This is a genomic window from Corynebacterium mendelii, assembly GCF_017307055.1.
GTDB lineage: Bacteria > Actinomycetota > Actinomycetes > Mycobacteriales > Mycobacteriaceae > Corynebacterium > Corynebacterium mendelii.
In genome coordinates this window covers 59,955-83,721 of the sequence record NZ_JAFLEQ010000005.1, presented here as the reverse complement: position 1 = coordinate 83,721, position 23,767 = coordinate 59,955, and the positions used below count along the sequence as shown (strand labels likewise).

General features: G+C 61.8%; 9 protein-coding genes and 1 other RNA gene. 8 read left to right on the top strand and 2 right to left on the bottom strand.

The genetic code is table 11. The annotated features are described in order from the left end of the window. Positions 1-293: 293 nt before the first annotated feature. On the top strand, positions 294-1,556 hold the full coding sequence (locus JZY06_RS12170) for a S1 family peptidase (RefSeq protein ID WP_242516610.1): 1,263 nt from the start codon (positions 294-296) through the stop codon (positions 1,554-1,556). 181 nt (positions 1,557-1,737) lie between these two features. Here JZY06_RS12170 and hisN read toward each other — a convergent pair whose 3' ends face one another. Beyond that, positions 1,738-2,520: a histidinol-phosphatase gene (hisN, locus tag JZY06_RS03295; protein ID WP_207118399.1), complete on the bottom strand. Its 783-nt coding sequence runs from the start codon at positions 2,518-2,520 to the stop codon at positions 1,738-1,740. A gap of 543 nt (positions 2,521-3,063) precedes the next feature. Here hisN and JZY06_RS03290 point away from each other — a divergent pair. Then, complete coding sequence (locus JZY06_RS03290) at positions 3,064-16,140, top strand: DUF5979 domain-containing protein (RefSeq protein WP_207118398.1); 13,077 nt, start codon at positions 3,064-3,066, stop codon at positions 16,138-16,140. A gap of 289 nt (positions 16,141-16,429) precedes the next feature. Here JZY06_RS03290 and JZY06_RS03285 read toward each other — a convergent pair whose 3' ends face one another. Next, a complete protein-coding gene (locus tag JZY06_RS03285) occupies positions 16,430-17,314 on the bottom strand; it encodes an inositol monophosphatase family protein (RefSeq protein ID WP_207118397.1) in 885 nt (294 codons plus the stop codon). 38 nt (positions 17,315-17,352) lie between these two features. Between JZY06_RS03285 and prfB the strand changes: the two genes are divergently transcribed. From prfB to ssrA, 6 genes are all read left to right on the top strand, one after another. Then, the gene (gene prfB / locus JZY06_RS03280) at positions 17,353-18,465 is read left to right on the top strand and encodes a peptide chain release factor 2 (protein WP_207118396.1); all 1,113 of its coding nucleotides are present in this window, start codon (positions 17,353-17,355) and stop codon (positions 18,463-18,465) included. Between the two features lie 186 nt (positions 18,466-18,651). After that, on the top strand, positions 18,652-19,341 hold the full coding sequence (gene ftsE, locus JZY06_RS03275) for a cell division ATP-binding protein FtsE (RefSeq protein WP_207118395.1): 690 nt from the start codon (positions 18,652-18,654) through the stop codon (positions 19,339-19,341). An 85-nt stretch (positions 19,342-19,426) separates the two neighbouring features. Then, the gene (ftsX, locus tag JZY06_RS03270) at positions 19,427-20,323 is read left to right on the top strand and encodes a permease-like cell division protein FtsX (RefSeq protein WP_330617063.1); all 897 of its coding nucleotides are present in this window, start codon (positions 19,427-19,429) and stop codon (positions 20,321-20,323) included. Positions 20,324-20,378: 55 nt separating this feature from the next. Then, positions 20,379-20,867, top strand: a complete 489-nt coding sequence (smpB, locus tag JZY06_RS03265) for an SsrA-binding protein SmpB (protein ID WP_207118393.1) — start codon at positions 20,379-20,381, stop codon at positions 20,865-20,867. Between the two features lie 449 nt (positions 20,868-21,316). After that, positions 21,317-22,477: a hypothetical protein gene (locus tag JZY06_RS03260; RefSeq protein WP_207118392.1), complete on the top strand. Its 1,161-nt coding sequence runs from the start codon at positions 21,317-21,319 to the stop codon at positions 22,475-22,477. Between the two features lie 81 nt (positions 22,478-22,558). Continuing rightward, positions 22,559-22,933, top strand: a transfer-messenger RNA (tmRNA) gene (gene ssrA / locus JZY06_RS03255). Positions 22,934-23,767: the final 834 nt, after the last annotated feature.

The window sequence follows — 23,767 nt, the reverse complement described above, 5'->3', positions numbered from 1 at the left end:
CATCAGTTATGCGGCCCCTTGTTCGGGGGTGGCTTCACCGGGGGTGGATTGGTGGCGACATGCGGTTTGTTCGCCCCGCTGGACGCGGTTATGTCACGGCCGTGTCTCAATTGGCGTGTGGGGGCGGGAAAAACCGGTCCGGGATGTAACAATGTCCGGTGTAACCACCTGTCACACGCGCCCCACCACCATCTGTTCGATCGCACTGTTTTTCCTGCGTATGCGCCTGTGGCTGGTGTGGCTTACTTTTTCCCCACGCCACCAGCAACCCCTTTGAGCGAGTTTCCCGGTTCATGTCCCGTCGTTTCCTTTTCCGTCGTTTCGTTGTTCTGCCGATTCTGGCTGTTGCCGTCGCAGCCGCCCCGCAGGCCGCCGCAGATCCAGTTGATGCACCCCTGCCACAGCCGGCCCCGGTGACCGTGCCCGGGATCGACCCGGCCGCCGTGGATGCGGCAGTGGCCGCCGGGGCACAGGCCGTGGCTGATGCCGCCGCGGCTTTCGGGCTGGCTCTTCCCGCCCCTGCCCCGGCTCCCCGGCAGGTCACGCAGGCTGTTCCCACCGGTGGAATCGGTGCCGGTATCGCCAAAACCACACCCGGCAACACACAGCAGACGCCCACCCCTGTCAAAGGGATTGATCCTGCTGGTCCCGCTGTGGCCCCGGCCCCCCAACCGGTGGCCCCCAGCCGGACTGCGTCGGCCGCTCCGGTGGAGGGCAACCCGAACATTGACGGGGCGGAGGATATTCTCCAGATGCCGATCAGGCCCCGTCTGGAAGGCCCGAACCACCACTGGAAATCCGATCCGCTGTCGATGATCATGGCCCTTCACCCCGGCCCGGTGCTGCACCGGGTGGCGGGAAGCTGGTTCCATGCCCCCGATGTGCCGCGGGAAGCCTACGTTGCCGAAGCCCGGGAGATGGCTCTGGTGGGGCCGGGAACACCGCTGTACTTGGGGGAGAACAACCTGTGCACCCTCGGCGTGGCCGGTTATGACGCTGAAGGCACCATGGTCGGCATCACCGCCGGGCACTGCGGCGCCCCCGGCGACGAGGTGCTGTCGGCTGATTCCTGGCCGATCGGCACCATCGGCTACGTGGTACGCCACTCCGGGCGGCAGGACTATGCGCTGATCCGTTTCGAAAGTGACAAAACACAGCTGACCCGCAGCTACAACGGGGTAACCGTCGATTCGCTGGGCTGGGACCGGTCGGTGAACAAGCTTCTGTGCAAACACGGGGTGGCCACCGGCCGCACCTGCGGGCTGCAGTTTATGGCCGATGACGAAACCTCCCTGTCGCAGGTGTGCTCCATGCAGGGGGATTCCGGTGCCCCCATGCTGGACGGCACCCGGCTGACCGGCATTGTCTCCGGGGGGCTGATCCCGAAGGGCCAGATGTCCTGCCGCACCCCGCTGCAGGGCGTGTTCTTCAGCCCGGTGACCACCCACTCCATTGACGCGATCATCAAGGATCTGGACTCCCGCGGCGGCTACGGGGCGGGCTTCCACCTGCCTGCCCCGGATGGTTCCGATCCGCTGGCAGCCGGCAACAACTAAAGATGTCCGCGGCGGGTGCACGACCACCCGTCACCGGTGACCCGGGGTCCCGGCCACTTTCTTCGATTGGTGGCCGGGGCCTGTTTTTATGTGCCGCGGCAGCCGACCGGTGGGCACGCACGGCTGTCGGGGTAACAGATGGCCCGGTAACAGGCCACCCGCCGGTGGGGGAGGCTACGGGTTAGCCGAGACGGGCAAGCACTGTGTGGTGCAGCAGCCCATTGGTGGCCACCGCGCTGCCGCCGTCGGGTCCGGGGGTTCCCGCCAGGTTGGTGAACGTGCCGCCGGCTTCACGCACCAGCACATCCAGTGCCGCCAAATCCCACAGGGAAACCTCCGGCTCACAGGCGATATCGACCGCCCCCTCGGCCAGCAGACAGTAGGAGAAGAAATCCCCGAAGCCGCGCAGCCGCCAGGTGTCATCGGTGAGGCGGACGAATTTTTCCCTCGTGCCGCGGGCCTGCCAGCCCTCCAGGGACGAAAACGAGATCGAGGCATCCGCCAGATCCGCCACCTTCGACACCCCCAGTTTTTTCGGGGTCTGCCGGTTGAAGCTGCGCCACGCCCCGGATCCTTCGGCGGCATACCAGCGGCGGGCAAGTGCCGGGGCACTGACACAACCGACCACCGGAACCCCGTCGACCAGCAGTGCTATCAGGCTCGCCCACACCGGCACCCCGCGCACATAGTTCTTCGTCCCGTCAATCGGATCGATGACCCACTGCCTGCCGGTGAGGACTTTGTCCCCGCCGAACTCTTCCCCGAGCACCGCATCATCGGGCCGGTGTTCGGCCAGCAGGGCGCGGATGGTTTCCTCCGCTGTTGTGTCCGCGTCGGTGACCGGGGTCATGTCGGGTTTCGATTCGACTGTCAGGTCGGCGGCTTCGAAACGCTGCAGTGTCACCGCATCGGCGGCATCGGCCAACTGCAGGGCCAGGGCAAGATCATCCGAATAGGAACTCATGTTTTCAAGGCTAGTCGCTGTCGGGTGCGGCCGGAACCGAAAACCGGTCGTGCCGGCTTTATCTCCCATGGATGCCACCGCCGACGGCAGCCGCGGCCGGTCTGGCACATACCCGGCCGGGGTTGCGGGTGGTCAGCACGGCTTTTACCCCGGGGGCAGACGACACCCCGAACATTAATTAACCTGCTAAAGATATTTAGGGTTTCGCCTGCGGGTTGGGTACTCTGGGACCTACGAGAGGCCGGATGGCCTGTTTTACCTTGCGTTTTTTTATTTTCACATTCTGAGACGCATCACAAAAGACTCTGAAGGAGTCGTCGACTATGACTACCTCGATCCGCCCCACCCGTATCCGCAGCCTGTTCACCAAGCATTCGCGGCGAGTCCTCTCGCTTGTCTGTGCGGTTATGCTCGCGTTGACCCGTGCTGGTGATCACCGGCCCCGGTGCGCCGAAGGCTACCGGGGCCGCCGACAAGCAGGGGTGCCAGTTCCGGGTGGGCGGTTTTTTGGATTCATCACTGTGCTGGCTGCGGCTGGATCAAGTGAACCTTGATCAGGCCCGCAGTGATGACGGCCAGGACATCACCCTGGATCTCCCCAACGACTACCGGGTGAAGTTCACCCTGAAGATCAGGGACGAAAACAGCAACGGCACTCACCGTATGCAGGCTTTGAAGGCCCCGACATGGCGGGAAGCGGTGTTCGGCAACACCAAAGACGGCGGCTCCTACTATGTCTCCCCGGATACCGCCGACAACCCGCCCACCGTCCTCAATGCGATGTCCAGAACCGGTGACAACTACAGCCCCTATGTCGAGATCACCAATACCTCGGCGAAGGAACGCGGCGAAGACGGGCTCTACCATGACACGAGCTTCAGTTTCGTCATGGCTGATGCGGAATCGACCAACCAGGGGGAGAGCATTGACGTCTCCTCCGACAAGCCGTTGCGCAAGATCGGTGTGTTCACCCCGCGCGGATTCCGGGCTCCGTGCGGCGGCAGCCCGCGGGGCATCGGCACCACTGATGTCCACTGTGAAGGTGTGGCGGGAAACGTCGGCATGTGGATGGTGGGGGCGGAAAACCCGAAGCGGTTCAGGGTCACCATGAATTCACCCAACGGCCAGGGTATTGCCCTGGCGGTGATGATGACCGCCACCCACGGCACCACCAATGTGGAGCAGTTCGGCGAAATTTCCGGGGACCAGACCCATTTCGACATGAATATTTTCCGTTCGGGAAGCACCCGGGCGATGGCGCCCGAGGTCGGCACCGACGACGAGAACCTGTCGGTGTCGACCCAGGGCTCGCTGCTGCTGTCCAATGATCAGAGCCAGCAGGCTATTTTCCGGTCCATGCCCGACCGTGCCGAGGGTGCTTTGCGCTACACCCCGTCCTGGACCTGCCGCAGGACCGTCGGTGAGGACACCACCCCGTACACCCCCATCCCGGAAGCGGTCACCATGGGTGGCCGGACGGGAACGAAAGTTGTGGTGCCGCTCTACGATCCCGCGGCCGGTGATTATGCCGTGGATGTCAACTGCACGGTGACCTGGTCCCGCAAATTCAACCTCAACACGACGTTGAAGCTCGGCAAAGCAGTCGAAGGCAATGCCTCCGGTTTCCCGGAACTGGCCGGAAAAGACTTCCGCCTCGACTACGCCTGCGCGTTCGAGGATGCGGACAAACAGGAGGAACTCAAACAGGCCTTTCCCGACTACGAAAAGTATTGGTCGGGCACCCGCACCTTCAAAAGCGGCCGCTCGGAGGAAATCGACCACGTGGCCGCAGGCATGACCTGTCGGGTCTCCGAACCTGATCCGTTTAACGCCGATAACCTGACCCACGAAAAAAGGTGGCAGGTGGGCCAGGGTCGTCCTGAACCGGCAGACACTCGCAGCATTGTTCTGCGGCCCGGCCGCGGGGACACCAACAGTGTGTTCGCCGACAACGTCTACAACACCAAAATGGGCACAGTGACGGTCCGCAAAGTCGTCACGGGACCGGCCGCCCAGTTCTTCCGTGACCGCGATTACCAGTTCACCTACCGCTGCCAGAACGATCCCGCCGGCGATATGGCGCACCCTCTGTCGGTCAATCCGCAGGGAAGCTCCGAAGCCGAGACAACCAGCAACAAGGATCTCCCCGTGCAGCAGTCCTGCACCCTGGTGGAGACCTCCGGCTTGAACAGCGAAGACGACGACAAATACCTGTGGAACTGGTCGTACGCGGTCAACGGCGTTCCGTCGGAGGATCCCACCCAGGCCAGCTTCGTGCTGCCGAACCAGGATGCCGACGGCAACTCGAACGCGGTGGTTACTGTCACCAACAACTTCGATTTCGAGAAAGCACCGCTGAAGATCTCCCGCACCGTCACAGGCGAAGCCGCCGCGGCGGCCAAACAGGACGCAACCATTGATTTCTCCTGTGAAATCCCCGGTGCGAATCCACCGGTTGCCTCCTCCGGCAGTGTGACCCTGGCCGACGGTGCCGAGAAGGTGGCCGCGGCAGAGGTTCCGGTGGGATCGGTGTGTACCGTCACCGAAGAAAAAGATGCACTGGAGGTCCCGGGAAACACCATTTTCACCGGCAACGCCACAGACGGGAAAACCGTGGAAGTGACCATTCCCGCCAACTCCGGGGACACCGGTATCACCGCTGCAATCGCGGAAAACTACGACTACCGGTTCGGCACCCTGCAACTGACCAAGCAGGTGGTCGACAATACAGCTGGCGCGAACCTGCCGGAAACATATGATCTGGCGATTGCCTGCGGCTCCCGCATTATCGGCGGTGAACTGGTACCGCTGAACGCCACCGCCACCATCACCAAAGACGAGACGATCACCGTCCGCCCCGCCGATGGCAGAGCAGCTGACCGGAATGGAAACATGCTGATCCCGGTCGGTAAAACCTGCACCATCGAAGAAACCCTGCCCGCCGGAAAAGCTGTGCCCACCGGAACCACGTGGACGAAGACCTTCACCCAGAACGACCGGACGATTACTTCCGAGGGTGTGCGGATCACTGCCGAGGGAGCCAACAACGTCAAACTCACCAACACCTACGACCCGTTGGGTTCCGGGGTGAGCATCCACTTCAATGACTCTGACCCCTACAACCTGGCGCCTGAGAGGGTCTACGGAACGCTATCCTGCCAGGATCCGGCCGATCCCGGAGTCAGCAAAGACAGCGAGTTTTCGTTTGAGCCGCGCAGTGACGTGGACACCTTAACCTTCGTCAGCACCGACGCACCGGCAGGATATGAGTGCACGGTTGAATTCGACAAGGAAAAAATGGAGGCCGAGGCGCCGCCGACCCGCACCGACGGGGAAAAAACATTCGTTATCTCAGAAACCCTGAGCAAGCCGGTGAAATTCACCGTGCCCGAAGACGGCCAGCAGGTCGACATATCCGCCGGATGGGATTTCATCCGCGACGGGGTCATCACGGTTGAGAAGAAAGTCGCCTTCGACGAAACGAACGGTGCCATTCCCGAGGCACTGAAAGACACAGTCCGTTCCACCCCGTTCACCTTCAATGCGGTGTGCACCGTTGTCACCGGTGACAATGAAACCACCAGCCTCACCTTCGGGCCGGTCGAGGATTCCGCGGAATCCGGTACCGCCCGGTTCACCAACATTCCCCGCGGCTCCAGCTGCCGGGTCACCGAGGCCAAACAACAGGTTGATCCCCGGCTGATCCAGACCCTGGCCGACCCGGTGGACAAGGATGTCGTCGACGACCAAGCGGTGGCAACCGAATTCACCAACACATTCCGGCGCTCCCTCGGATCAGTGCAGGTGAATCTGGGCCTGAGCCTCCCCGGCCAGGATGCGGCCACCGGTTTTCCGGTCGGCCACACCTACCCGGTGACCCTGTCCTGTACAGGCGATGACGGCGAAACCTTTACCGCCACCGAGGATCTGGTTGTGTCCACCCCGGATAACGGTAATACCGCCTATGCCGGTTCGGTCACCTTTGACGGTGTTCCGGCAGGGCTTAACTGCCACGTCAACCAGGACAAGGCAGGTCCGGTATCCATTGACTACGACAATGAGCGCTTCGGTGGACGCCACACCTCCAGTCTCAACGCACAGACTTCCTGGGGTATCGGCGCACAAGCGGCCGGTGAGCCGTTGAGCGTTGACGCTTCCCACGACAAGGACTCCAACGTCTCACTTGATTTCACCGTCAAGCAGGGCACCCCCAGCCTGGTGACGGTGTTGAACGTCTACAGCTACCAGCGCTCCACATTCAAGGTGAAGAAAAACCTTGCAGAAAAAGACGAGGATTTGGCGCTGCTGGAAGACAGCCACCGCAACTTCCAATTCGACTATGTCTGCGAGGGGCCCGACACGCTGGTGGATTCGACCTCCAAAGACCCGGATGCCCCGCTGCCGGTGACTGTCACCGTGGCGGCGGGAGAGAAGAGTTCTCCTCCCAAGTCCTCGGCTGACAACGCTTTTGTTCCGGTGGGATCGATCTGCCGTCTGACTGAACGGACCCCGGCTGTTCCCGCCCAGTTGACCGTGTCGACCAGCCCGGACTACGACAACCGGCCCAGGGAAGAAATCACCGCCGACGGTAAGGCTTCTTTCACCTTCACCAACACCTACAGCCGGGTTCAGGTGCCGGTGAATATCTCCGGTATGCGTTTCGGCTCTGCCGCACTGACCCCGAATGTGGAGGCGCTGGACAAAAACACCTTCACCTACCGGTGCTGGGCCAGTGCTGAGGCGAAAAAATCCACCCCGAACCGGGTGATCGCTAAAGGCCAGACTGATTTCTTCAAACGCGGCGAACGGGTGGCGACAAACGGCTTCGGCAAACCGGTCGCCCAGGATTCGACCGGCAAACTGATCAAACCGAACCGGGTGAATATGCCGGCCGGCGCCTGGTGTGAGATCACGCTTGCCAATCCGGCACCGGTCGACGACCCCTATCTGCAGGGGCCGCCGAAAACGATGTTCGTCATCGACGACAACGGGCAAGGCCTGGCCGGTATCGACGGCAAAGTCAGCGTCGGGGAATCGGGCATTGACCCGGAACCCAAAGGCAACACCGACTACACCATGGGGTTTGTGGTTCCCGTTCCGACGAAAGACAAACCGGAACCCACCTATGATCTGGTGGCCGCCACCGAATACAACATCAAAACCCACCCCATAACGGTGCGTAAAATCGTTGATGGTGCCGCCGCCGACGGCTACGACTTCTCTTATGCATGCGGCGGTATAGCCGGGGAGGCAACAATTGGCGACGCAGAAAGCTTCACCATCCCCGATGTTCCGGTGACCACCCGCTGCACGGTGACCGAACAGCTCGGCCAGGGGGTCGGCACAACCACCTGGGCTGCAGGTTCCGGCACTGATCTGGAAAATATCACCCCCATGTATGCCCCGGGGCCGGATGATCCTGAAACAGGCCCCGACAACTCGGTTCGTTTCGTTGTTGCCGCAGGTAACGGTCAAGAGGCCGGCAAGTACACCATCACCGCCACCAACACCACCATCACCACACCGGTGATTGAACAGCCCAGTGTCGGCGATGATTCGGTGACAGTCACCCCGGCTGACGGCCAGTCTTTCAACGAGGGGGACACCATTGTCGTCACCGTCGACGGGGAAAAAATCGAGAAAACAGTCACCGCCGCCGAGGCCGCCAGCGGCCGGGTGGTCGTGGAGCTTCCCGCGGGAAACAGTTTTGCTGGCGGTGAAAAACTCACCGTCACCAACACTGTTGACGGCCAGACAGCTCCCGGTGATCCCGTCACTGTCGGTGTGGCAACCCCGGTGGTTGACGAACCGGCCATCGGTGCCAACGCTGTGTCCGTCAGCCCCAAAGAGGGACAGCGTTTTGTTGCCGGTGATCTCATCACTGTCACGGTGGACGGCACACCAATCACCAAGACTGTCTCCACTGATGAGGCGGCAGCCGGTGTGGTGCAGGTTCCGTTGGGCGATGGTGCAGTCATCGCCGGCGGGGAACGCATCAGTGTCCAAGCCGAAAACAGTGCCGGGGACTCAGGCGAAGGCGGCAACACGGTGGTGGTCGGACCGGCCACCCCGCAGATCGAACGCGCCGCTATCGGCGATACCACGGTCACTGTCAGCCCGGTCGACGGCCAGCGTTTCGTTGCCGGTGATGTGATCAGGGTCAATGTGGACGGTGTCGAATACACCACTACTGTGATTTCCACCACCACCGGTGACCTGTCTGTCGGCCCGCTGCCGCCGATGCGCGGCGGGGAGACAATCACCGTCAGCACCACCACCGGAACCAAAGGCAGGGACGATTACCGTCAATCCGACGGCAATACCGTCACCGTCGGCGTGGCCAAACCGGCAGTCGACACACCCGCCAAAGGGACCTCGACTGTGACCGCCCGCCCGGTGGAAGGGCAGCGGTTTATCGCCGGGGACACTGTCACCATCACTGTTGACGGCGCCAAGCACACCACGACCATCACGCCTGCGGAAGCTGCGGCAGGTGCTGTGGTTATTTCCCTGCCGGACGGTGAAGTGTTCGCCGGCGGGGAAATCATCGGTGTGAAACTTGCCAATGCGGCCGGTGAAACCTCCACCGGATCCCCGGTGACAGTCGATCCCGGCCAGCCGGTGGTGGACCAGCCCGCCAAGGGCGATACCACCGTCACCGTGCGGCCGAAGGAAGGTCAGCGTTTCGTCGCCGGTGATCTGATCACTGTCACCGTCAACGGTGAGACCATCACCAGGAAAATCACGAAAGAGCAGGCGGACTCCGGTGTTGTGACGCTCACCCGCAGCCCGGCTTTTACCGGTGATGAGGTTGTCTCCGTCACCAATACCGGCAGCGCCGGTGTGGTGGTCGGCGGAAACATCGTCACCGTCGACCCGGCGGAACCGGTCACAGCCGAGGTCTCAATCGGTGATACCAGTGTCACCGTCACCGCCAAAGACGGCGAAAAGTTCACCGCCGGCGATAGTCTCACCGTCCATGTCGACGGGAAAGAAATCACCCGGGAAATAACCGCCGAGGAAGCTGCCGCAGGCAAAGTGTCCGTGGAACTCGGTGAGATTGGTCCGCTGCGCGGCGGGGAGAAGATTTTCACCAGCAACCGCACAACCGCCGACAGCACCCCGGTGGTGACCGGTAATACGGTTTCCGCGGATGTCGCCACCCCGCAGATCACCGAACCTGCCATCGGCAGTTCATCGGTGACTGTCACCCCGGCCGACGGCCAGCGCTTTATCGCCGGTGACCGGATCACCGTCACTGTTGACGGTGATCCTGTGACAGTGACTGTGACCGCTGTACAGGCGGCCAGCGGAAATATTGTTGTGCCACTGAAAAAAACCGGCCCCAACCCGGATGATCCGCGGGACACTTTCCGCGGCGGTGAGGTTGTCACCGTCACTTCGGCTGCCGCCGACGATTCGTCGAGCAAAACCGGAAACCGGGTGGTGGTGGGGCCGGCCAGGCCGGTTGTCCAGCCCGCCGAGATTGGCGAGACAACAGTGACAGTCCGCCCTGCCAAGGGTGAGCGTTTTATTCCCGGAAATATTGTGCGCATCACCGTCGACGGCAAGACATACCGGGCGGAAGTGAAAGAAACAATCGGCGATGACGGGGAAGTGACGATTACTGTTCCCGCGCTGCGTGGCGGGGAAAAAATCACCGTCACCAACACCGTCGGCTACCCGGGCAACAACAACTACCGGGACAACCCCGGCAACACCGTCACCGTCGGCGTCGGCAAACCCGAGATCGTCGATCAAGCCATGGACGCCGACGGCACCCCTGTCGCCGAAACCCGACCCGGCAGCAGCCGCATTGCGGTCAGCCCCGCCAAAGGACAGCGGTTTATCGCCGGTGACACCATCACCATCATCATCGACGGTGATACCGACAATCCGGTCACCCACAAAGTCACCGACGACGAAGTCGCCGCCAACCAGGCTTTCGCAGTCGACCTGCCGGACGGGCGGGTGCTCGCAGGTGGTGAAACACTGTCGGTGATCAACACCAATGGCGCAGACCAGTCTTCTGAAGGACAGCCCTACCGGGTGGGACCCGGCCGGCCGGCGATCACCCAACCTGTGGTGGGTGAGACAGAACTGACCATCACCCCTTATGCGCCGCAAGGCACAACCCCCGAGCGGTTCATGGAAGGTGATGTCATCTACCTCGTGGTCGACGACGACGCGGACAATCCCGTGGCGCACACCGTCACCGCCGAAGAAGCGGAAAAACAGGTTGTCGTCCACCCCCTGGGTGAGTCCTTGGTGGGTGGTGAAACCTTCGTCGCCATCAACACCAACACCACCGACTTCATTGCCGTCAGTAGCCAGGTGACGGTGGAGGTGATCTTTGATCCCGCCCAGTCGGAACTGGCGGTGACGAGCAACAGGATTCCCCTGGGCGAGAGCATTGACGTGACATTCACGCCGAAGGGATCCGACGGGAAACCGTTCACCCCGACTGATGCCCCGGCTGCCATCACCGTCACCGTGCCCGGTGTCGAGGGGCCTGTCACCTTGGAGAAACAGAATGACGGCACCTACACCGCCACCGGTGTCACACCCGCACAGGCCGCCGAAGGCACTGTGGCGATCAGTGAACCCACAGATCAGGCGCAGGCTGCGTTCCCCGGTATCGGTGATGTTCAGGCACCACCGCTGACCGTGGTTGGTGTCGCGAGACCGCAGATCACCCAGCCGCAGGTGGGGGATACCATCCTGACTATTTCGGCCGCTGATGCGGCGGTCGGGTTCCAGCCCGGGGACGTCGTTACCGTCACCGTGCCAGGGCACGCCAAGCCCTACGAGGTGACTGTCCCGGATGACTACACAGCAGGCGAAGTAGTGAAGCTTCCCCTGAACAGCCCGATTGTCGGCGGGGAGACCATCACCGTCAGCAACATCAACACGGCAGAAACCCGGGTGAACGGTGATGACGTGGTTGTACCGATCCAACCGGTGCCCACCGGCTCGAGTCTCACCCTGTCGGAAAACACCATTCCGCTCGGCAAGGAAATCACGGTCACGTTCACACCGGTGGGCTCCAACGGTGAAACCTTCCGCCCCGACAACGCCCCGGAGACTGTGATGGTGACGGTTCCTGGTGTTGAGGAGCCTGTCGCGTTGCACAGGCAGGGTGACGGGACCTACACCGCTCAAGTCACCCCGACCACAGCCGCATCTGGTGAAGCCAGGATCACCCCGATTACCGAAGGACCGCTGGCCGGGTTCGAACAAACCCCCGCCGCACCTTTGACAGTAATTGGTGTGGCGGTCCCGGACATCACGGTGCCCGCCGTCGGTGAAGACACTGTCACCGTCAATGCCGCAGATGACGCTGAACCTTTCCAACCCGGTGACACCGTCACCATCACAGTGGACGGCACAATCTACACGGTGGCTGTCCCGAACAACCACAAAGCAGGGGACCCGTTGACCGTGACACTGAATACCCCGATTGCCGGCGGTGAGACGATCACCGCGGTCAACGCCAACAGCCCCGGCACCACCAGGGACGGCGAAAAAGTGATCGTACCGATCATCCCGAACGCGCCGGGATCGAAGCTGACCCTGACAAAGGAGAAAATCCAGGTGGGTGATACCACGACGGTGACCTTCACCCCGGCAGGCTCCGACGGTGAAATCTTCCGTCCCGCCCACGCCCCGGAGGCTGTGACTGTCACGGTCCCCGGTGTGGACGGACCGGTCACGCTGGGCAAGCAGGAGGATGGCACTTATCGGGCTGAAGTCACCCCGACGGCACCTGCCACCGGCAAAGTGGAAATGCTGCCCATCGCCGAGGACAGTCCTTTCGCGGGACTCGATCAAACCCCGGCGAAACCGCTGCGGGTGCTTGGTGTCGCGGTTCCCGTGATCGCCCAGCCCCAGGTCGGCAACAGCTGGCTGACCATCACCGCCCTGCAGGGGGATGTTCCCTTCCGGCCGGGTGACAGTATCTCGGTTGATGTTCCCGGTCGTGACAAGCCGTATGTGGTTGTGGTGCCGGATGACTACACCGCCGGCGATCCGGTAAGAATTGACCTCGACGGGCCGTTGAAGGGCGGGGAAACACTCACCCCGACCAACACCAACAAGTTTGGTGCCCGGCAAGAAGGCACCCCGGTGACAGTTGCGGTGATCAGCAATCCCTCGGCTTCAACCCTGGAGGTTTCTTCGGAGACCATCCAGTTGGGTGAGCCGGTGACCGTCACCTTCACGCCTATGGGTTCTGATGGCAAGGTGTTCACGCCTGCTGATGCCCCGGAGGCTGTGACTGTCACGGTCCCCGGTGTGGACGGTCCGGTCACGCTGGACAAGCAGGAGGATGGCACTTATCGGGCTGAAGTCACCCCGACGGCAGTGGCTGCAGGTGATGTTGTGCTTGCACCGATTACGGAAGGGGCTTTCGCAGGGCTGGAGAACACCAGGCCGGCATCGTTGACGGTGCTCGGTGTGGCCAAGCCTGTGGTTGAAGTTCCGGCGGTGGGCGATACCACTGTCACCATTACCGCAGCAGAGGGCGAGCCTTTCCGCCCCCGCGATACGGTGACTGTCACCATTGGTGACAAGACCTCCACCGTGGAAGTACCGGCAGATTACGAACCCGGTACTGCGCTGGTGGTGGAACTGGATACCGCGATTGTCGGCGGTGAGACGATTACCTCTGTCAACCGCAATACCGCAGGTACCGAAGTGCCGGGTGAACCGGTCACGGTTGCGGTGATCAGCAATCCCTCGGCTTCAACCCTGGAGGTTTCTTCGGAGACCATCCAGTTGGGTGAGCCGGTGACCGTCACCTTCACGCCTATGGGTTCTGATGGCAAGGTGTTCACGCCTGCTGATGCCCCGGAGGCTGTGACTGTCACGGTCCCCGGTGTGGACGGACCGGTCACGCTGGACAAGCAGGAGGATGGCACTTATCGGGCTGAAGTCACCCCGACGGCAGCGGCTGCAGGTGATGTTGTGCTTGCACCGATTACGGAAGGCTCTTTCGCAGGGCTGGAGAACACCGGGCCGGCATCGTTGACGGTGCTCGGTGTGGCTGAACCTGTCATCGCCCAGCCGCAGGTCGGCGATACCACGGTCACCGTGGAACCGGCCGATCCGGCTGTACCGTTCCTGCCCGGCGACACAATCACGATCACCGTTGACGGGAACAAAAAAACAGTGCGTCTGTCGGACGATTACACACCGGGAACCCCGGTTGTCATCGACCTGGGCGGGAAAATCCGCGGCGGTGAAACGATAGGCGTCACCAACACCAACGGGTCATCCGATCCGGTTGAGGGGGAACCTGTCACCGTCGGCGCGATTTTTGATCCCACCCAGTCCACCTTGACAGTTGATCCTCCCGTCCAGCAGGTCGGCGGCCCGGTGACAGTCACCTTTACTCCTGTCGGCTCCGACGGCGAACCCTTCGGACCGACCGGAATGCCGGAGACCGTGACTGTGACTGTTCCCGGTGTTGACGGACCGGTCACCCTGACCCGGACAGCGGACGGGGCCTACAGCACCCGGATCGATACCGCTGTGGCCGTCACCGGAACAATCACTGTTGATGAGATCACCGACGGGCCTGTGGCCGGTGCCGAGAAGACACCGGGTACCTCACTGATTGTGCTGCCGGTGGCGGTACCGGTGATCAGCCAGCCGGCCACCGGTGACGGAAAACTCACTGTTGTTCCCGCCTCGGGGCAGGTGTTCCTGGCCGGGGACACCGTGGACATTGTGGTCACGCTCGATGGGGTGGACACCCCGGTGTCGGTGACACTTACCGAAGAGCAGGCTGTGTCCGGTCTGGTGGACATCCCGCTGGCGACAGAACTCTTCGGCGGGGAGACCATCACCGTCACCAACAGCAACACATTCGGTAAGACACAGCCCGGTGATCCTGTCACCGTTCCACGTGCCCCACGATTTGATGCGGCACGTACCGGCATGATTGCCACCAAGAGTGAGGGCCAGGTGGTCGGGGTTGTTGACACCGGAACACCGGTGACCGTCACCGTCACCCCGCGTGACCAGTACGGTGACCCCTATTCGGGTGACGGTATGCCGGATGAGATCACTGTCACGGTACCGGGAGTCGACGGACCTGTGACACTGAAGAAAAACCCGGACGGCAGCTACTCGGCGACAGTGACCCCGACCACACCCACCACGCCCGGTGAAGCCACGGTTGTCACCATCACCGGTGGATTGGAAGGGAAACTGCCCACGGTTCCGCTGACAGTTGTTGAACAGCCGCTGGACCCCACCCCAACCCCGACAATCAAGGGTGAACAGATTCGCGGCAACAATGCCGTGATCTCCGGGACGGTAGACGCTACCGACGGGACCCTGGTGGAAATCAGCTGGGTTGACGGCAACGGTCTGGAACGCCGGGCCACCGCCACTGTCACCGACGGCACCTATTCGGTGACCCTGCCGGTCAACAACGCCCCTGACGGCAGTCCGATATCGGCCCGGGCGAAACAACCGGGCAAGGAATTCTCCGACAGGGCAACCGGCGTTTTGCAGGTCACTCCCGCAACCCCGGTGGTTGCCGCGGCAACAACCGGTGACACCACTGTCGCCGTCACCCCGGCCGACGGCGAGAAATTCGTTGCCGGTGATGTGCTGACACTCAAGGTCGGGGAGATGACCGTCACCCACACTGTCACGCCCGAGCAGGCTGCGGCAGGAAAAGTCACGGTTGTCACCGGGGTCATTGTCGGCGGCATCACCATCGGCGTCACCAACGGCGGGGGACCAACCAGTGATGTGTCCTCGGAAGGAAATGAAGTGGGCGTGGTCATGCCCACTCCGATTATCGACAAACCCAGGCGCGGCACCAGCGAAGTGGTCATCCGGCCAGTCGGCGGACTGCTGGTTGCCGGTGACGTCGTGGTTGTTACCGCTGGTGGTATCACGCAGGAGATCACCGTCACCCCGGCAATGTCCGCCGCAGGTGTGGTCACGGCGACTGTGGATGAGAAATTCATCGGCGGTGAGACCATCACCGTGGTGTTCACCCGCCCGGCCACCGATGCAGCCTCACCCGATGCCAGCACCACAGTGGATGAACAACCGCAACCTGATCCGGAACCCACCCCGGATCCGGAACCCACCCCTGATCCGGAACCCACCCCAGATCCGGAACCCACCCCTGATCCGGAACCCACCCCGGCGCCGCACCCGACAAGCGAACCTGCTGAGCAGGCATCATCGGGCTCCTCCGACGATCTGGCATGGGTTGCCCCGATTCTGGTGGGTGCGGCAGCAATACCGCTGGTGGTGGGGGCCATGCCCAAACCGGCACCAGCACCTGCACCGGCTGCACCTGCTCCAGCACCGGCTGCACCTGCACCTGCTCCGGCTGCACCTGCTCCGGCTGCACCTGCTCCGGCTCCTGTGGCCCCGCAGAAGGGAATCGCCAAAGAGGCCTCCGCCCCGCAGGCAACCACCGCCTTGCCGCAGCCGGACACGGAAGCAGCCGAACCCGATGCGCTCAGACAGACACTCCTGGCCCGCACCGGTCCCGGGGAACAACTGCTGGCAAGTCTGGTTCTCGGTCTCGCGGCCACGGCGGCAGGAGTCCTGTTGCTTTCGGTGACCCGGCGCAGGAAAAGGCACTGACGGCTGACGGAAGTCAACAAGCAGCCGGGAAAACTGAATATCTGGCACCACCATGCAGCCGGCAGGCGGGCACCGGTGACGGGCGAGCAACAGCAAACCCGTGACCGGCACCGCCTGAGGGCCGCGGTTTTCCCGCCCTGTGGGATAAGAAGGGGCAGACATGTCCAACCGGGGCCACTGAAACCTCCGCCGTTGAGGCTTCAGTGGCCCCGGAAGTGCTGAGGGGGCCTGCCAATGGGGTGCCGGTCGGCCGAGAGTCATCTTCGTCCGCCGGTGCCGTCTGTCTGTGTCAGCTCCCGGCGAGGTAGTCGTCGAAAGCAGCCAGCATGTCCTCAACGGTGCGGGCATTGCCGGCCAGTTTCCAGGTCACCGGGCCGACTGTTTTTTCGGCTGTTCTGCCACCGGCTCCTTCCACCAGGGCCCGGCCGGGCAGCCAATCCCAGTCATGGACCGAATGCTGCAGCCAGCCGCCGATCCGTCCTTCGCTGATACCGGCCAGATCGACGCTGGCGGCGCCGGCCATGCGCAGGCAGGCGAAGTCTTCGACGACTGCCAGCCACGGCAGGCGTATCCGGTCATTGCCCATACGGCTGGGGTGCAAATAGGTGCCCACCGAGACGGCGTCGGCGGGGCGTTCAGCAAGGGGATGGGCAACCGGTTGTCCGTTGCGCAGCGTGGGGCTTCCCGGTTTTTTCAGCCAGGTGATCCCCGGGATCGGGCGGTGGACCGCCCCGACCAGAATCTCGTCCGGGTCGGCCGGGTCGCCTTCAACCAGCGCCAGTGCCGAACACCAGTAGTCCGATCCGGAGGTGAAGTTGTAGGTGCCGTCGACCGGATCAATCACCCATGTCCGGCCCGAGCGCGGGGGAGCTGCAGCGCCTTCCTCGCCGAGCAGCCCGTCGTTGGGGCGAAGCTCGGTCAGTGCGGTGGCCACAAAATACTCGGCGGCTTTGTCGGCTTCGGTGACCACATCGGAGATGGAGGTTTTGTATTCGATCGTCAGTCCGCCGCACCGGATGTCCTCGGCCAACTGTCCGGCGGTGCGGACCAGGGCGCAGCCCAGATCACCGTCACCGGTGGTGCGGTGGTCATCGATGAACCGTTCGGTGGTGGAGCGGACCAGGGCGTGAATGTCCACGGGATGGTCGGGGGAACTGGACGATGATGGGGTCATAGTCCCCATCATGCCCCCGGCAAGTAGCATTGACCACTGTGCAACCCGATGTGACAGCAGATGTGGCAGAACTCGACAGGATTTTGACCTCGATCGAGAAAGTCAAAGACCCGGAGCAGATGGCCGAGCAGATCCGTGAACTGGAGATGACCGCCTCTGACCCGGGCCTGTGGGATGACCCCGACAACGCCCAGAAAATCACCTCGAAATTGTCCTACACGCAGGCCGAGCTGAAAAAGCTGGAGGGACTGCGCAGCAGGCTCACCGACCTGCCGGTGATGTATGAACTGGCGGAGGAGGAAGGTGAGGGCACCGAATTAGCCGATGAGGAACGCAAAGATCTGCGCGCCGAAATCGAGGCCTATGAAGTCAAAACCATGCTCTCGGGCGACTACGACGAGCGGGAGGCGGTCATCAACATCCGCTCTGCCGCCGGTGGGGTGGATGCCGCCGACTGGGCGGAGATGCTGATGCGCATGTACACCCGGTGGGCCGACAAACAGGGCTACAAAGTCGATATCTACGACATCTCCTACGCGGAGGAAGCCGGCATCAAATCGGCCACCTTCGTCGTCCACGGCGACTACACCTACGGCACCCTGTCGGTGGAGCAGGGCACCCACCGGCTGGTGCGCATCAGCCCCTTCGACAACCAGGGCCGCCGCCAAACCTCGTTCGCCGAAGTGGAAGTGCTGCCGGTGGTCGAAACCACCGACCACATCGAGATCGCGGATTCTGATCTCCGGGTCGATGTCTACCGGTCCTCCGGTCCGGGTGGCCAGTCGGTCAACACCACCGACTCGGCGGTGCGGCTGACACACATTCCCACCGGCATTGTGGTTACCTGCCAGAACGAAAAAGACCAGCACCAGAACAAAGCCTCGGCCATGCGGGTGCTGCAGGCGAAACTGCTGGAACGCAAACGCCTGGAAGAACGCGCCGAGATGGATGCGCTCAAAGGTGACGGCGGCAACTCGTGGGGCAACCAGATGCGCTCCTACGTGCTGCACCCCTACCAGATGGTCAAAGACCTGCGCACCAATTTCGAGGTCAACGACCCCTCCAAAGTGCTCGACGGCGATATCGACGGCTTTCTGGAAGCCGGTATCCGCTGGCGCATGAACGAACAATCCGCCGCCGCGGAAGGATAGCCCGCCGATCCCATCCGCCGGAACACGTGCTCATTGATCCCACCTGTGCGGTCATCATCCGATTGTCCGGGCAGGTGGGTTTTCAGTGTCTGCGGCACCAGTGTCCCGCTGCGCCGACCGTTGCTGTTTCCCGGCGGCGGCCACGGGCGCTGGGAAATGGTAAAGCAGTAAACTAGTGTTAATGGGGTGATCACGTTCGACCATGTCACCAAGACCTACAAAACCTCCACCAGACCCGCCCTGGATGATGTGTCGGTGGAAATCGGCAAAGGGGACTTCGTCTTCCTCATCGGCCCGTCCGGATCGGGAAAATCCACCTTCCTGCAGCTGATCCTCAAAGAGGAGGAACCCACCGCAGGGTCGGTGACGGTCGCCGATTTCAATGTCGGGCAGCTCAAGGGCGGGCAGATCAACAAACTGCGGCAGACCATCGGCTACGTCTTCCAGGATTTCCGTCTGCTGCAGAAAAAGAACGTCTACGACAATGTGGCCTTCGCCCTGCAGGTGATCGGTAAACGCCGCCGCCACATCGACAAACTGGTGCCGGAAACCCTCGACCTGGTGGGCCTGGGGGCGAAAGCCGACCGCTACCCGCATGAACTGTCCGGCGGTGAGCAGCAGCGTGTGGCAATAGCCCGGGCGTACGTCAACCGGCCGCTGGTGCTGCTGGCCGACGAACCGACCGGCAACCTGGATCCGGAAACCGCCGCAGAGATCATGGTTCTTTTGAACCGCATCAACAAAGCCGGCACCACCGTGGTGATGTCGACCCACAATGCGCAGACCGTCGACCAGATGCGCCGCCGGGTCATTGAACTCAACCTCGGCAAAATCGTCCGCGACGATGAACGCGGACTCTACGGATTCGACGCCTGAGAGTCGTGAAAAAAGTAATGCGGACACACACCACCATGACCACAACGGGAATTTCCGGCACAGCCACTGCAGAAGGGGACAAGCGGTGAACTTCGTTTTCAAAGAGGCACTCCAGGGTCTGGGGCGCAACCTGACCATGACCATCGCCCTGGTCATTACCACCGCGATTTCCCTGGCATTGCTGGCCACCGGTTTTCTTTTCACCTCCATGACCGAGCGGACCAAAGAGATTTACCTGGACCGTGTCGAGGTCATGGTCGAACTCGACGAAACCATCTCCGCCAAGGACCCGGACTGTTCCTCGCCCGCCTGCCGTGAGGTCTACGACGCGTTGAACGGCGCACAAGGCGTGGCCAGTGTCACCTTCAAAAACCGGGAGGAGTCCTACCGGCGTTTCGTGGAGGTGTTCAAAGACTCCAACCCGGCCCTGGTGCAGGAGACCTCCCCCGAAGCACTGTTCGCGGCACTCCATGTGCGGCTGACAGATCCGCTGGATACCACCCCGCTGGACAAGGTCCGCAATATGGACCAGGTCGATTCGATCATCGACCAGGGTGATGACCTGCGCGATGCCACGCACAACCTTGATTCAATCAGAAACGCCACTTTTGTTGTGGCCGTCATCCAGGCCATCGCCTCACTGTTTCTGATCGTCAACATGGTGCAGATCGCCGCCTACTCGCGCCGGGAAGAAGTCTCGATCATGCGCATGGTCGGCGCGTCCCGCTGGTACACGAACTTCCCGTTTATTTTGGAGGCTGTCTTTGCCGCGGTCTTGGGTTCGGTGTTCGCCATTGCCGGTCTGTTCACCGGCAAGCGTCTGGTGGTTGATGAAGCACTGCGTCCACTGTATGAGTCACGGCTGATAGCCCCGATCACCGACGCCGACATCTGGGTCACCGCGCCCGTGGTGGCCGTCATCGGTATCGCTTTTGCCGCGGCAACCGCGCAACTGACCCTGCGGCTGTATGTCAGAGCCTAGAAGACAGGCAGAAAGTTGCCGGTCACAGCGGTGATCCGCTAGGATTTGCCGGGTTATGGCTAAAAAGAAGAAAGCATCGTCCAACCCGGTCGTGGCGACCAACCGCAAGGCACGCCACGACTACAAAATCCTGGACACTTTCGAAGCCGGCATCTGCCTTGTGGGAACCGAAATCAAGGCGATCCGCGAAGGGAAAGTGTCACTCGTTGACGCCTTCGCGAATATCGACCGCGGTGAAGTGTGGCTGCACAACCTGCATATTCCCGAGTATTCGCACGGCAACTGGACCAACCATGCGCCGAAACGAACCCGGAAACTTCTGCTGCACCGCCGCGAAATCGATTCCCTGATGGGTAAAGTCCGCGACGGCAACCGGACCCTTATTCCGCTGTCTTTGTATTTCAAGGGCGGACGGGTCAAGGTCGAACTCGGGCTGGCCACCGGTAAGCAGGAGTACGACAAACGCCAGGACATCAAACGCCGCACCGAGGAACGGGAAATCACCCGGGAACTCGGCCGCCGGATCAAGGGCATCAACGCCTGAGCAACGGATACAGTCCAGGATTTCCATCCAACAGCACACCTTTCCCGCCGTTACTGCGCATCACCGCCGGACGGCGGGTTTTTCATCGGCTGAACCTATCCCACGCATCCCGGACCGGCCGGCCATACGGTCGACCAGTACCTCACCGTCCGCGGTATCCCCGCCGGCCCTAGCCTCATCAACAGCGCTGGAGACAGCGGGGCCACATACCGGGACCTGTCCGGCCAACAGGCCACACGGCGTAGGTGATTGGCCAGCCCCAACCCCACCAACACCGGCCTGTGTGAACAACATGTCACTGAGTGTCCCCAACAATCATGTCGCTTGACACGGGGAGATTCGCCGGGGTGCGCCAATCCGTGATTGCGGCCTGCTGAGGGGCACGTCCACACTCGGCGAGCCCATCGGTCACTATCGTCAGGCCCCAGCCCACACGAGGATGAAAACGTATGGATAATGACAAAACATCTGGTCACCTCGAGCACTGGACCATCGACCACCCGGGGATCGGCCCCCTTGATTTCATAGCTGGGCCACGGGACCTGTTGGCTGCCATTGATCCGGGATGGTACCTCGATGATGACGGCAACACCCTGCACAAAAACGGCTCGGACGGCTCTGATGGCGAAGGGCAGGAAGGCCCCTCGGCGACAATCGACGCGGCCGAACTTGAGCGACTGGACAACCGGACCCGTGAGATGCGGGAACAAGGGGCAAAAGAGGAAACCAACCGCAAAAAGGATGTGAAAAGTCTCGGCAAGACGGTGTTGTCGAGGTTGTCCGACGGGCTGTCCCGCGGCTTCATTGTGGTCTGTGACGGAAAAGTCGTCCACCGCGCGAAGGAAGTGACAGGGGGCAGGGAGCAGATCCTCAAACATGTGGCGGCCGGCTACGGGTCGGAACTCAATGTTTTGCTCGGCAAGGACAAACGCCTGTGCTGGCTGCAGATCGACAAGCGCGCGGACAGGGAGATCCTCGCGGTGTTTGTCCGGCAGGAGAAAAAAGACCCGTGGGTGGCTATGTCCGCCCCGGAAGGATCAGTGGGCGCCAAACGCATTGCCGCCATGGAATCCAGCCCACTGAAGGCATTCCTGCTGCCTGTTGTGGTGGGGCTGGGTAAAACAGGGTGGCTTATTGCGCTGCTTGTTCTCGGGCCGCTGCTGGCTGCCGCCATCAGATGGTTGAGATCACTGTTTCCGGATTTTCACATCACCTGGCCTTCGATCACCATCCCGTGGCCGGACATCACCATCCCCTGGCCTGACATACAGTGGCCGAAGATCACCATCCCGTGGCCGGATATCCACATTCCTTTCCCCGACATCAGCGGCTGGCCCGTGTGGAACTGGTTGGACTGGCTCGATGACCACAGTCTTTTGAAACCGTTGCTGATGGCCATTGTGGTCGGAACCATTGCTTTCCGCCGTTACCGGCGTTCAGCGAAAGCGAAAAAACGGTGGAATAAATCCACCACGGAAGCGGTTGGAAAAAGTGACCCAAGCAGGAAACCGCAGGTTGATTCCCCGCCGGATAACGGAAATGCCACGAGCCGCGGTCCGGAAGAAACCAGCGACCAGCACAGACAGCCCTTTCGGCCGGATGAATGTTGACCTTTCCTGCAGCCGGTTGTAACGTAACTGTTCCTGCGGTTTTTACGGGCTGCAAGCGCCCACCCGCCGCAGGCAACCCACGGGGTCGACATGGTTTCGACTTCGCTGGTTGAGCCAGGGGAAGCGTGCCGGTGCAGGCCACGACCACCGTAAGCGTCGTTGCACTTTCATAAGCGCCGAGAACACTCAGCGCGACTTCGCCCTCGCTGCCTAATCAGCGACCGCAAGTCTGTCGGTCCGGGTTCGTCCCTGACCCGGTAACCGGCATCGACTAAGGGACTTGCTTTCCGGTTTCGCCCCAAGGGCCGGAAAGGACATCTACTTGAGGCTGGGCCCATCATCCGGAACGTGTTCGTCCGAGCCGGAGGGTCAAGCAGAGATCCAGCGCGAACTGCGCACGGAGAAGCCCTGGCAAGATAGCGAAGGACGCGGGTTCAATTCCCGCCGGCTCCACCGCATAGCCCCTCACCAAAACAACTGGTGAGGGGCTATTTTTGTGCCCTACGTAAGGGTCAAGAAAAGGCGGGTTAAGGTGCAAAATGTGTGTATGGGTCGGCGTGTCGCGTAGCGGGGAAACGGGGTTTTAGCCCACGGCGGCATGCAGCTTGGCATCCACGTTTGTTGGTACCTCTAGGGGGATCGGTGGATGGTGGAAGCCAGGGCACTTCAGATGGATCTTCCATGCCCTTCTAGGGCTTGTGCTGTTAGGCTGCCGCAACGAGTCCGTAAACGGGTCTCCTGCAGCCTGTTTACCCGCTGTGGTTGATAGGCGGTGTGTCTGTGGGGCTTTGCGGGAAGTGGGACCGGACCAGTGTCTGGTGGCCTTCTTGCTTGCCGGTTTCGCAACGATCAGCTGCTACCGGAAGCACCCGGTTGTCGCGCACTTTAGCGAGTTTGGGAGTCGGCTGTCGGTTGCGTTGATTGAGTGCTTGAAGTCGTCCTCATGGCGGAGGGGCAAGCGCATGTTTCCCCGGCTTCCTCGACATAAATGTTCTGCCGGTAGGGGGATGGTTTTCCCGCTGAGGTGCGCATGTCGGATGGCTGCCTGCCTGACCTGCCGCCTCATATCACATCGGAGTCGGCTTCCCGTCTATTTCGCGGCAGACACCTTTTTATAATGCCCCTGGGATTATAAAACCCTCATTTATCCCGTCTGATCAGCGGTTACGCCGGATTCCATACCCACTTTTTGTACCTTAACCCCGAACTCTTTTGGGAGGGGTCGTATTTCCCTTTAATAGTCTCCTTTGAGATTCCGCCTTAACATCCCTTATTCGCGTCGTGAAAACT

Bases quoted from the DNA above. Each gene is read 5' to 3' on its own strand.
- smpB (WP_207118393.1), top strand. From the start codon at position 20,379: ATGGCTAAAAAGAAGAAAGCATCGTCCAACCCGGTCGTGGCGACCAAC.
- JZY06_RS03285 (WP_207118397.1), bottom strand. From the start codon at position 17,314: ATGACCCCATCATCGTCCAGTTCCCCCGACCATCCCGTGGACATTCAC.
- JZY06_RS03260 (WP_207118392.1), top strand. From the start codon at position 21,317: ATGGATAATGACAAAACATCTGGTCACCTCGAGCACTGGACCATCGAC.
- hisN (WP_207118399.1), bottom strand. From the start codon at position 2,520: ATGAGTTCCTATTCGGATGATCTTGCCCTGGCCCTGCAGTTGGCCGAT.
- JZY06_RS12170 (WP_242516610.1), top strand. From the start codon at position 294: ATGTCCCGTCGTTTCCTTTTCCGTCGTTTCGTTGTTCTGCCGATTCTG.